The organism is Oceanicella sp. (assembly GCF_056449545.1).
Genome location: NZ_JBWOMN010000139.1, coordinates 14,154 through 26,246, shown reverse-complemented (window position 1 = coordinate 26,246; position 12,093 = coordinate 14,154). Strand labels below are relative to the sequence as shown.

General features: G+C 71.3%; 6 protein-coding genes. 3 read left to right on the top strand and 3 right to left on the bottom strand.

Translation table 11 applies throughout. The annotated features are described in order from the left end of the window. Window positions 1–107: 107 nt before the first annotated feature. Window positions 108–2,639 (top strand): CHAT domain-containing protein, encoded by a 2,532-nt coding sequence (locus AC1HC7_RS17570; protein WP_479498315.1) that lies wholly within the window; start codon window positions 108–110, stop codon window positions 2,637–2,639. A gap of 188 nt (window positions 2,640–2,827) precedes the next feature. On the opposite strand, the gene AC1HC7_RS17565 is transcribed toward AC1HC7_RS17570, so the two are convergent. The 3 genes from AC1HC7_RS17565 to AC1HC7_RS17555 all read right to left on the bottom strand — a co-directional run bounded on the left by AC1HC7_RS17565 (window position 2,828) and on the right by AC1HC7_RS17555 (window position 7,295). Next, window positions 2,828–3,925 (bottom strand): lipocalin-like domain-containing protein, encoded by a 1,098-nt coding sequence (locus tag AC1HC7_RS17565; RefSeq protein WP_479496895.1) that lies wholly within the window; start codon window positions 3,923–3,925, stop codon window positions 2,828–2,830. 200 nt (window positions 3,926–4,125) lie between these two features. Beyond that, a complete protein-coding gene (locus AC1HC7_RS17560; protein WP_479499272.1) occupies window positions 4,126–6,645 on the bottom strand; it encodes an ABC transporter permease in 2,520 nt (839 codons plus the stop codon). Further along, a complete protein-coding gene (locus tag AC1HC7_RS17555) occupies window positions 6,642–7,295 on the bottom strand; it encodes an ABC transporter ATP-binding protein (protein ID WP_479496893.1) in 654 nt (217 codons plus the stop codon). Before AC1HC7_RS17555 ends, AC1HC7_RS17560 begins: the two co-directional genes overlap by 4 nt. A 259-nt stretch (window positions 7,296–7,554) precedes the next feature. On the opposite strand from AC1HC7_RS17555, the gene AC1HC7_RS17550 reads away from it, so the two are divergent. Further along, the gene (locus tag AC1HC7_RS17550) at window positions 7,555–8,742 is read left to right on the top strand and encodes an efflux RND transporter periplasmic adaptor subunit (RefSeq protein WP_479496892.1); all 1,188 of its coding nucleotides are present in this window, start codon (window positions 7,555–7,557) and stop codon (window positions 8,740–8,742) included. 4 nt (window positions 8,743–8,746) lie between these two features. Beyond that, window positions 8,747–11,917 (top strand): efflux RND transporter permease subunit, encoded by a 3,171-nt coding sequence (locus AC1HC7_RS17545; protein WP_479496891.1) that lies wholly within the window; start codon window positions 8,747–8,749, stop codon window positions 11,915–11,917. Window positions 11,918–12,093 lie beyond the last annotated feature (176 nt).

Sequence of the window (12,093 nt, the reverse complement as noted above, 5' to 3'; positions counted from 1 at the left end):
CGCCCCGCCGCCCCGCCGCGCGGGGGGGTCTGTCGCGCGTCCTGGGACGCCGATCCGCCCTCGGCGGCGCGATCGGGGCCCCGCGATGCGGGCGCGGGCGCGCGACGATGCTGGCGCTGGCGGTGCTCGGCGGCTGCGGCGCGCTCAACCAGGATGCGGAGACCGCCGCCGACGCGCCGACGGCGCAGACCAGCTACTGTTCGGAAATCGAGCTGCTGGTGGATCAGGCGCACCGCTACAATTTCCTCACCCAGTTCGCCAGCGCCGAGGCGGTCTGGGCGCAGCTGTCCGCGTCGTATGACGACCGCAATCCGCTGGCGGAATGCCCGCAGGCGCCGGCGCGCTCCTCGCTGATGGCCAATCAGGCGCTGGTCTATTCCAACCAGCGCAAATTCGTCGCCGCCGAGGGCATGTTCCGCGCCGCGCGGCGCGAACTGGAGTCCGAGAACATCGACCGCAGCACCGACGAAAGCCAAGCCCGGGTGGCGATCCTCGACGTGCTGCGCATCACCCACAGCCTCAACCGCGCGGTCACCGACGACGCGGCGCTGGCCGAGGCCGACCGGCTGGCGGACTCCCTGATCGAAGGCGCCGACGCGGCCTTCGCCTATGACGCGGAGCAGGCCAGTTTCATCCAGCTGTCCGACAAGGAAAAGCGCGACCGGGCGATCGCCTCGCTGGAACAGTTTTCCCGCGCCTACATCCATCTGCAGCGCAAGGAGATCGCCCGCGCCGAGACCGCCATCAACCGGGCGCTGACGCTGATCGCCGCGGTGCCGGGGGCGGAATCGAGCTTCACGCCGCGGTTTCGCACCACCAAGGGCATTCTGGCGCTGGAGCGCGGCGACCCCAAGGCGGCGTTGGCGGAGGCCAAACTGGCCGAACTGATGTTCTCGCCCGATCTGCGCGACACCGCGCTGGGCGCCCGGGCGCTGGTGGTGCAGGGCGTGGCGCTCAGCGAACTCGGCCGCCCCGAGGAGGCCCTGAAAGCCTTCGCCGCCGGCTTTGCCATCTACCAGACCGTGGCGGTGCCGATCACCTATGATCTGATCTGGCCGTATTTCCAGCTCGCCATCCGCACCATGCGCGATCGCCCGGACCGGCGCGCGGCGCTGACCGAGGCGATATTCGAGGCCGCCCAGACGGTGCGCAGCCGCACCACCGCCGCCTCGGTCGCCGCCGCCGCCATCGCCCGCGCCGAGGGCGACAGCCCCGAGGCCCGCTCCATCCGCGACTGGCTGCGCGCGCGCCAGGAACTGTCGCGCATCTCCTCCCTGCGCAGCGCGGTCGAGGCCAACCCGCTGGCGACCCCGGGGCAGGTGTCCGAGGTGCGCGACCTGCACCGGCGGGCATCGCAGAAGGTGGCGTCGCTGACCGACGATCTGCGCGCCAACGCGCCGGATTTCCTTGATCTGCTGTCGGCGGAGGTGGACCTGAAGGCGCTGCAGGGCGCGCTGGCCGAGGACGAGGCCTATGTGCAGATCGTCCCGGGCGACCCGCGCAGCCTGATCTTCGTGGTGACGAAAGACGGCATCCGCGTCGAACCGGTGGCGGTCGATCTGACGGTGGAGATCCTCGGCAGCTACGTGCAGTTCCTGCGCGACGGCATGCGCGGCGGGGCGCCCTACGCGCCCAACATCTCCAACGCCATCTACGAGGCGTTCCTGGCCCCGGTGGAGGACGACCTCAACGCCCGCAAGCGGCTGATCTTCACGGTCAGCGGCGCGCTGGCCTCGCTGCCCATGGAGGCGCTGGCCACCAGTCGGTCCCCGATCGACGATCTGGACCGGGGCACGGATTTCACCGATGTGGACTGGATGGCGAACCGCTTCGAGATCAGCTACGTGCCCTCGCCCGACACGCTGGTGCGCCTGCGCGCCGCCGGGGTGCGCAGGGCGACCGGCGGCGGCGCCAGGACCATCACCGCCTTTGGCGCCTTCAAGCCGGGGGTGGACCCGCGCAAGGTGCTGGCGCGCTCCTTCATGCCCGAGGAATGCCTGTCCGAGGCGAAGCTGATCTCCAACGCCTCGCCGCTCGACGGCACGCGGCGCGAACTGAGCAAGATCAGCGAGATTTTCGGCGACCGGGCGACGCTGATCACCGGCGCGGATTTCACCGAGGAGCGCCTGAAAGCGGATTCCGACAGCGGCGCGCTGGGCGAAATCGGCATCATGCATTTCGCCACCCACGGCTTTCTGCCGCAAAGCGCGGACTGCCTCAATCAGGCGGGGCTGACGGTGACCGCCACCGACGCGCCCGACAGCGACGGCATGCTGACGGAATCCGAAATCCGGGCGCTGGAAATCAGCGCCGATCTGGTGGTGCTCACCGCCTGCGACAGCGCCGGCGCGAAGGTCATCGGGCTGCAGGGCAATATCGGCGAGGGCGGCGAGGCCCTGTCGGGCCTCACCCGCGCCTTCTTCGACGCGGGCGCGCGGGCGGCGCTGGTCACCCATTGGCCCATCGACGACAGCGACCCCTCGATCCTGCTGGTGGAGACCTTCTACCGGACGCTGGAGTCCGGGCGCAGCTACACCGCCGCCCTGAGCGCGGCGCAAAGGGCGGTGCGCGCCAACCCGCGCTCCTCCGACCCGTTCTACTGGGCGGCCTTCGTGCTGGTGGGCGACGGCGGCGCCTAGCGCTGCGGCCGATGCAGGGCGTAGGGGGGAGGCCCAGCCCCCCCGGGCGGGGCCCCAAAGGGGGCGCGGGGGGCGCCGCGCGCGGCGCCCGCGGCTGGGGTTGGGGGGGCCCCCGCCCCGCCTTGGGCGGGCCCTAAAGGGGGGAGGGGCATCCGCCCGGCTTGCGGGATCAACGCCGGTCCCGGCGTTCAGTAACCGGTCATTTCCAGATAGCCGACGCCCTCGCGGCTGCCTGAAAAGCGGATCGGCCCCTCCCAATACGGAAACCGGGTGGCAAGCCAGGCCTCGGCGTTGAGCGGCGCGACCGCCACGTCGAACCCGCGCGACGGGACCGCGACGCGCCATCGCAACGGCAATTCGCGCCCGGCGACCTCGCCGCTGGCGACCGGCGCGATCTCGATCTCGTCGCGCGTCAGCGGCGTTGCGCGCCCGTCGGCGTCGATCCAGGTTCCGGAAACGAACCCCGCGCCATCGCCGTCGCGCAGCCGGAACAGCATCAGCTTCTCGCCATCGGCCGCGCCGTCCAGATGCAGCGCGAACCAATCCCAGCCGGTCTGATCGGCGGCCAGCGGCTGGCTCGACCATTCCCGGTCCATCCAGGCCCGCCCGGTGACCGCGATCTCCGTCCCGTCAAGCCGCAGCGCCCCGCGCACCGAGAAGAACGGCTGCGAGACATAATGGCTCGCCTGCCCCCGATCCGATTTGACCGAGTAGCCCGCGTCCCCCTGCAGCACCATCGCCCGGTCCGTGGCGAGCGACAGATCAAAGCCGAATTCCGGCCCCGAGGCCCGCATCCGCAGCGGCGAGAACCCCGCCCCGACGCTCTCCAGCCGCCAGTCGTCGATCCATGCCGTGAAAGGCGCGGCGGCGACGCCGGCTATGCCGACGCCGCCGCGGGCGAATTTCTCGGCAAAGACGTGGCGGCGCGCCGACGTCACCGCGGCGTTGCCCATCCAGATCTGTCCGCTCGCCCAGCCTTCGCGCGGCGCGCCGGGGGCCAGCGCCTGGCGAAACAGCGTCCACTGCACGCCATAGGCCGCGCCGTCGGGGCCGGTGAGATTGGCGGTCACATACCACCATTCGATGCGAAACCCCGGATGCGCGCCATGATCGCGGGGAAACTCAAGGCGATGGTCGCGCCGCGCCTTGTCGAACCCGGCGGCCTCGCCGCCAAGCCCGGCGAATCCCTGCGCCCAAGCGACCTGCGCCAGCGGCGCCGCCGTCAGGCACAGCGCAATCGCGCCCGCCGCCGCCCGGCGGACCAGCGCGCGCGAGATCGCCGACAAACGCCTCCCCCCGATGCGGCGCAGCCGCGAGGGCGCTCTCGCCCGTTCGTCCGAATCAGCCAGTTGCGCCCGCCGTGGCGCAAGACCGGCGCCGCCCGTCATCATCGCATCCCTCCACAAGCAAGACCCCCGGTCGCCGCCATGCGCCCCGATGCGGCGCAGCCGCGAGGGCGGCGGCGTCATCGCCGCGCCGCGTCAAGTCAGCGCTCATTGGCGAAGGCCTTCGCCAATTCCGCCGGCGGCATTCGCGACAGCCGCCACATTGGCGCCCCCGCCGCGACCAGCGCCGCGCCCAGCGCCAAGGCGCCCAGTTCCAGCCATTGCAGCGGGAACAGGCGCAGCGGCAGGCGCCAGCCGAAGGCCTCCACATTCACCACCGCCACCAGCACCCAGGCCACCGCGATCCCCAGCGGGATCGCCAGCGCCACCGTCGCCAGCGCCAGCCCCAGCGTCTTGGCCAGTTCCAGCGCCGCCAATCGCCGCCGCCCCAGCCCGATCGCCCAGAGCGGCGCCAGTTGCGGCAGGCGCGAAGCCGCCAGCGTGGTGAGGCTCGCGAACAGGGCGATCGCCGCCACCCCCAGCGTCAGGGCGTTGAGCGCGCCGGTCACCGCGAAGGTCTTTTCGAAAATCCGCCGGCTCTGCGCCTTCAGCCCCGCCTGATCCAGCATCCGCGCCGGGGACAGCGCCGCGTCGAGCGCCGCCATCAGCGCCGGAACCGCCTCGGGCGCCAGCCGCAGCCCGTAGCGCGTGCGATCCGCGTCCGGCCAGTGATCAAGCAGCGCCCCGGCGGCGACGCGCACCTGCCCCTTCGGATTGCCGTAATCCGCGAAGATCCCGCCGACGCGCACCGGCCACGCGCCGCCCGGCGCCGGCAGCGCCAGCATGTCGCCCAGATCGAGATCCAGCCGGCGGGCGAGCTGTTCGGAAATCACCGCCGCCTCGCCCCGCGCCAGGTCGTCCCAGACCCCCGCGCGCGCGCTCAGCAGCGGCCAGCGGTCGCGATAGGTGGGATGATCGGCGAACCCGTAAAGCTCCACCGGCAAGCCGCCGATGCGGGTCTCGGCGCGGGGGGCCGGCAGCACCGCGCGCACCTCTGCGCGGGTCGCGAGCCACGCCTCAAGCGCCGCCGCCTGTCCGGGGTCGGCGACGCGCAGGTAGATTTCAGGGGCGAGGCGGTCCTCGAGCCAGTCGACGAAGGTGACCCGAAACCCCTCGACCATGGTCCCCACGCCGACATTGGCGGCCAGCGCCATCAAAAGCGCCATCAGCGCCAGCGACAGGCCCGGCAGCTGCTGGCGCGAATCCGCCCAGGCCCATTGCGTCAGCGCCGAGCCGCGCCGCCGCGCCCCCCAGCGCAGGCACCGGTCCAGCGCCAGCGGCAGCGCCAGCGCCGCGCCCAGCATCAGCCCCGCCATCAGCGCGAACCCCGCCAGCAGCCCGTCGAACGCCAGCGGCGCCAGCCCGCCGGCGACGAGCGCCGCCAGCGCCCCCAGCCCCTGACGGCGCAGCAGGGTTTCCTGCGCGCGCCGCCAGGCGCGCGGCGCGGCGGCCTCCAGCGGCGCCATGCGCCAGACCCGCGCCAACCCGCCCAGCGCCGCCAGCAGCGCCCCGGCGACGCTGATCCCCATCCCCGCCAGCCACCATGCGGCGCGCAGGGTCAGCGCGCCGTCGATCGTCGCGCCATAAAGCCCGTGCAGGCTGGCGGCCACGTCGTCCAGCAACGCCGCGGCGATGAAATAGCCCCCCAGCGTGCCCGCCAGCCCGGCGATCAGCGCCAGCGTCAGCAATTCGGCCAGCAACGCCAGCGTCAGCGTCCGCGCCGCGACCCCGCAGGCGCGCAGGGTGCGCAGCATGGGCAGGCGCTGTTCGAAAGCCAGCCCGATCGCCGCATGCACGATGAACAACCCCACCAGAAAGGACAGCAGGCCAAAGGCGCTGAGATTCATGTGAAAGCTTTCGGCGAGCCGCGCCAGATCGCCGCTTCCCGGCGCCTGGCGCGATGTCAGCCCCGGGGCGATCACGGCGAGTCGCGCCAGATCCCGCGACCAGCCCTGCGGGTCCACCAGCAGCCGGGACAGGACGCCGGGCGACGCCAGCACCCGCTGCGCGGCGCCGATATCCATCACCAGAAGCCCGGGCCGCATCCCCGGTCGGGCGTCAAGCGGCGGGATCATGCGTAGGGCGGATCCCGATCCGCCATTGGCGGCGCCGGCCCCGGGCGGCTGCGCCCGGGCTTCGGGCGCAGCCCCCGCGGACAAGCCCAGCGCCGCCAGGGTCTCCGGGGCGACCCAACTGCGGCCCGGCGGGATCAGGAACGCCGCCAGCGCGGCGCGCGCATCGCCCGCGCCATCGTCGCGCCCATAGGCCTGCGCGGCGGCGGCGCGGGGCAGGGACAGCGGTTCGACCCCCAGCACCCGCAGCGGCCGCCCGGCGATCGTCACCCGCCCCTCCAGCACCGGCGAGACCGGCCAGCCCGCCAGCCGCAGCGCCACGAAATCCGCCTGCGCCACCGCGCCGCCGCCGCGCGATTCCAACACCGCGCCGCCGCCCAACGCCGAGGCGGCGTCATCGTAGCTCGCCCGCGCCTGCGCGTTCAGCGCCTGCACCCCGGACCACAGCGCCGTCGCCGCGGCCAGCCCCACCAGCAGCGCCGCAAGCTGCATGGGCCGGCGGCGCCAATGGCTCAGCAGCGCGATCAGCGTCCAGCCGAAAGCGGTCATGCCAGCGCCCCGTCCGTCAGATGCAGGCGCCGGTCCAGCATCGCGGCCAGCCTCTCGCTATGGGTGACCATCAGCAGCGCGCAGCCGCTGCGCGCCACCAGATCGCGCATCAGCGCCAGCACCGAATCCGAGGTCTTTTCGTCGAGATTGCCGGTGGGTTCGTCCGCCAGCAGCAGCGCCGGGCGCGGGGCCAGCGCCCGGCCGATCGCCACGCGCTGCTGCTGGCCGCCGGACAGCTGTTCGGGATAGCGCGCCAGCAGGTCGTCAAGCCCCAGCCGCGCCGTCAGCTCCGCCAGCCAGCCGGGATCGCGCCGCCCCGCCAGCCGGGCCTGAAAGGACAGGTTGTCGGCGACGCGCAGGCTCGGGATCAGGTTGAACTGCTGGAAAACCAGCCCGAGGCGTTCCCGCCGCAGCCGGGCGCGATCCGCATCGCCCAGCCCGGTCAGCGCCGCGCCGTCGATGCGGATCTCGCCGGAATCGGCGTCGTCGAGCCCGGCGATCAGATGCAGCAGGGTGCTCTTGCCCGAACCGGATTCGCCGGTCAGCGCCACCGCCTCGCCCGCCGCCAGATCCAGCGACACGCCGCGCAGCACCTGCAGCGGGCGCTGCGGACCGGGATAGCTTTTGACGAGAGACCGGACGGTCAGCATGGGCGGCTCCGCAACGACATGCCGCAATGTGACCCGCCGGCGCGAGAACGCAAGCGGCATCGCGCCGCCTCCGCGATCGCGGGCACGGCCTGATCGCGCAATCGGCAGGCGAAATCTGCGCAATGACATTGTTGCGCACGGTTGATTGCTGCTAGTCTCCGCCAGGAAATCCGCCAGTTACCTCGCCCGTATCGCGTCATCGCGCCGCAAGAGACGATCCGTCGCCGGAACGGCCGACGCAACGAACAAGGATTGCTTCATGCGCATTCTCCGCCCATGCCCCAGCCCAGACGCCGCGCGCAAGGCTTTGACCGTCCTTCGCGCCGCCGGGCGCATCGTCGTGTTCGGCGCCGCGCTGCTGGCCCCGGCGCTGCCGGGGGCGCGCGCCCAATCCGCCGGCGCGCCGCTGCCGGCGGTGTCCGTCGCGCCCGCCGCCAACACCGAGGTCGACCCCAACATCACCTTCACCGGGCGGGTGCGGGCGGTCAGCAAGATCGACATCCGCGCCCGCGTCATCGGCTTTCTTGAAGACCGCCACTTCGTGGAGGGGCGCATGGTGAAGCAGGGCGATCCGCTGTTCACCATCGAATCCGGCGCCTACGAGGCCGCGGTCACCGAGATCAGGGGCGCCATCCTCGCCGCCGAGGCCCAGCGCGACCTCGCGAAACTGGAGCGCGCGCGCCAGCAGACGCTGGTGGAGCGTGAGACCGGCACCCAGCAGAAGCTCGACAGGGCCATCGCCGAGGTCGGCAGCGCCGAGGGCGAGATCCTGCGCCTGCAGGGCGCGCTGCAACGCGCCGAGCTTGACCTGAGCTACACCAGGATCACCGCGCCCTTCGACGGCGTCATCGGGCTCAGCAGCTACGACGTGGGCGAATTCGTCGGCCCCGAAAGCGGCGCGCTGGCGACCCTGACCTCGGTCGACCCGATGGAGGTGGTGTTCCCGGTCTCGGAATCGCTGCTGCTGGACTACCGGCGCGACCGCGCCGAACGGGGCGATCTCGACACTACGCCGCGGGTGCGCATCCGGCTGTCGGACGGGGAAACCTATCCCGAGGAGGCGAAGCTTGATTTCGTCGACGTGCAGGTGTCCCAGGGCACCGACACCATCCTGTTGCGCGCCAGCATCGCCAATCCCGGCGGCGCGCTGGTGGACGGGCAGCTGGTGGTGGCGGTGCTGTCCTCGAAGGAAAAGGAAACCGCGCTGACCGTGCCCCAGCAGGCGATTCAGCGCGACGTGGCGGGCAGCTTCGTGCTGCTGGTCAACGACGAAAGCAAAGTCGAGCGCCGCGCGGTGACGGTGAGCTACCAGCTCGAGGGCAAGGCGGTGATCGCCGACGGCCTGAAAGCCGGCGAGATGGTCATCGTCGAGGGCGTGAACAAGGTGCGCGCCGGCGTGGAGGTGGACGCGGCGCCGATCGCGGATCCTCTCGCGCAGGGGAACTGAGCGCATGATCTCGCAGCTGTTCATCGCCCGCCCCCGGCTGGCCATCGTCATTTCCATCGTCATGTCGCTGGCCGGGCTGATCGCCATGGGGGCGCTGCCGGTGGCGCAGTATCCCGACATCGTGCCGCCCATGGTCACCGTGTCCGCCACCTATCCGGGCGCCGACGCCGAGGTGGTCGAGGCCACCGTCGCCCAGCCGATCGAATCCCGCGTGGTGGGCGTGGACGACATGATCTACATGAAATCCACCAGCTCGGCCTCGGGGGGCTACACGCTCAACATCTCGTTCAAGGTGGGCACCGATCCCGACATCGCCACGGTGAACGTGCAGAACCGGGTGGCGCTGGCCGAACCCGGCCTGCCCGAAGAGGTGAAGCGCGCCGGCGTGTCCACCCGCAAGCAATCCTCGGGGCTGCTGCAGGTGATCGGGGTCTATTCCGACGATCCGGAGCATGACGCGCTGTTCCTGTCCAACTACGTGGCCATCAACATCATCGATTCGCTGAAACGGGTGCCGGGGGTGGGCGACGCCTCGATGTTCGCGCCCAGCGATTTCTCCATGCGCGTCAATCTGAAGGTGGACCAGCTGACCAGCCTCGGGTTCACCCCCGGGGACGTGGTGACGGCGCTGCGCGACCAGAACATCCAGGCGGCGATCGGGCGCGTGGGCGCGCAGCCGATGACCGACGACCCGCTGCTGCAGTTCAACATCGTGACGCAGGGGCGCCTCGCCAGCGTCAAGGAATTCGAAAACGTGGTGCTGCGCGCCCTGCCCGACGGCGCATTCGTGCGGGTGCGCGACGTGGCCGATGTGACGCTGGGCGCCGCAAGCTACGACGCGGCGAGCTACCTGAACGCGTCCCCCGTGGCGATGATCGGCATCTATCAGGCGCCCGGCGCCAACGCGCTCGCCGCCGGCGATCAGGTGAAGACGATCATGGCCCGGCTGGCCGGGGAATTTCCCGAGGGCATGAGCCAGAAGATCGTCTATGACACCACCAAATTCGTCGAGGCCAGCATCGAGGAGGTGGTGACCACCCTGATCGAGGCCTTCGCGCTGGTGTCGCTGGTGGTGTTCCTGTTCCTCGCCTCGTGGCGGGCCACCATCATCCCGGTGATCGCGGTGCCGGTGGCGCTGGTGGGCACGCTGGCGGTGATGCTGGCCATGGACATGTCGCTCAACACCGTGTCGCTGCTGGCGCTGGTGCTGGCCATCGGCGTGGTGGTGGATGACGCCATCATCGTGGTCGAACGCGTGGAGCAGGTGCTGGAGGACGACCCGGAGATTTCCTCGCCCGACGCCGCGCGCCTGGCCATGCGCGAAATTTCCGGCCCGATCATCGCCACCACGCTGGTGCTGCTGTCGGTGTTCGTGCCGGTGGGCTTCATTCCCGGCATCACCGGGTTGCTGTTCCAGCAATTCGCCGTGGCGGTGTCGGTGGCGGTGCTGATCTCGGCGATCAACGCGCTGACCCTGAGCCCGGCGCTGGCGGCCATGCTGCTGAAGCGGCGCAAGGGCCCGCCCCGCGGCCCGCTGGGCTGGGTGGCGCGCGGCATCGACCGGACCCGCGACGGGTTCGTGGTCATTTCCTCGGCGCTGGCGCGGCGCGCGATCCTCGGCGTGGCGCTGCTGCTGGTCGCCTACGCCGCGGCGGGCTGGCTGTTCAAGGTCACGCCCTCCGGGTTCCTGCCCAACGAGGATCAGGGCGCGTTCTTCGTCGAGGTCGCCCTGCCCGACGGCGCCTCGGTCAACCGCACCACCGAGGTGCTGAAGAAGGTCGACGGCATCCTGCGCGGGCTCGACGGGGTCGAGGACGTGATCGCGGTGGCCGGCTATTCGATGCTGGACGCCGGGTATAAATCCAACAGCGCCTTCCTGATCGCCTCGCTGGCGGATTTCTCCGACCGCCCGGGGCGCGACAACGCCGCGACCGCGATCGCGGCGCGCGGCTCGGCGCAGTTCCTCGGCATTCGCGAGGCCCAGGTCTTCGCCTTCATGCCGCCGCCGATCTCCGGCCTCGGCACGGGATCGGGATTCGAATACCAGTTGCTGGACCTGCAGGGCCGCCCGCCGGCGGAGATCGCCTCCACCGCGCGCGGGCTGATGATCGCCGCCAACGAGGACCCGCGGCTGGCGCCGCTGTTCACCGCCTATTCGGCGAGCACGCCGCAGCTCTATCTCGAACTCGACCGCGAAAAGGCGCAGACGCTCGGCGTGGCGGTCAGCGACGTGTTCGCCACGCTGCAGGGCACGCTGGGCCAGATCTACGTCAATGACTTCAACCTGTTCGGGCGCAGCTGGAAGGTCAATCTGCAGGCGGTCGAAGGCGACCGCGACGCCATCGACGACATCGGCGCCATCCATGTGCGCAACGCCGACGGCGAAATGACGCCCATGCGATCCCTGGCGACGGTGCGCCAGACCCTCGGGCCGCAATCGGTTGTGCGCTACAACAATTTCCGCTCGGTGACCCTGAACGGCGGCCCGGCGGACGGCGTCGCATCGGGCGTGGCGCTGTCCGCGATGCAGGAGCTGTCCGACGCGACCCTGCCTTTGGGCTACGCCTTCGAATGGACCGGCACGGCCTTGCAGGAAATCGAGGCCGCGGGGCAGACCAGCGCGATCCTGGCGCTGGCCATCGTCTTCGCCTACCTGTTTCTGGTGGGGCTTTACGAAAGCTGGACCATCCCGCTGCCGGTGCTGCTGTCGATCGGTGTGGCGGTGGCCGGGGCCATGGGCGCGGTGCTGGCGGCGGGGCTGTCGAACGATCTCTACGCGCAGATCGGGCTGGTGCTGCTGGTGGCGCTTGCGGCCAAGAACGGCATCCTGATCGTCGAATTCGCCAAGGAGCGCCGCGAAGCCGGCCTCGCCGTGGTCGCCGCCGCCATCGAGGCGGCGCGGATGCGCTTTCGGGCGGTGATGATGACGGCGCTGTCCTTTGTCGCCGGATTGCTGCCGCTGGTCTTCGCCGAGGGCGCCGGCATGCTCAGCCGCCGCGCGGTGGGCACCGCGGTGGCGGGCGGCATGACAGCGGCGACGGTGGTGGGCGTGGCGCTGATCCCGGCGCTTTACGTGGTGTTCCAGCTGATGCGCGAACGCGGCCACCGGCTGCTTGGCAACGACATCCGCCCGGCGGCGGAACGCGCGGCCGGCAATCCCGACGCCAGCGCCTGAGACCGAGGCCAATGGCGGATCGGGATCCGCCCTACGGCGCGTCGAAAGCCGCGCCTTAAATTTCATCGCCGCCTTGCATTTTGTGTAGGGCGGATCCCGATCCGCCATTGGCCGCCGGCGCCCCGGGCCGGGCGGCGACTTGATCCGCATCAACGCGCGACCGGCGGCGAGGTCCA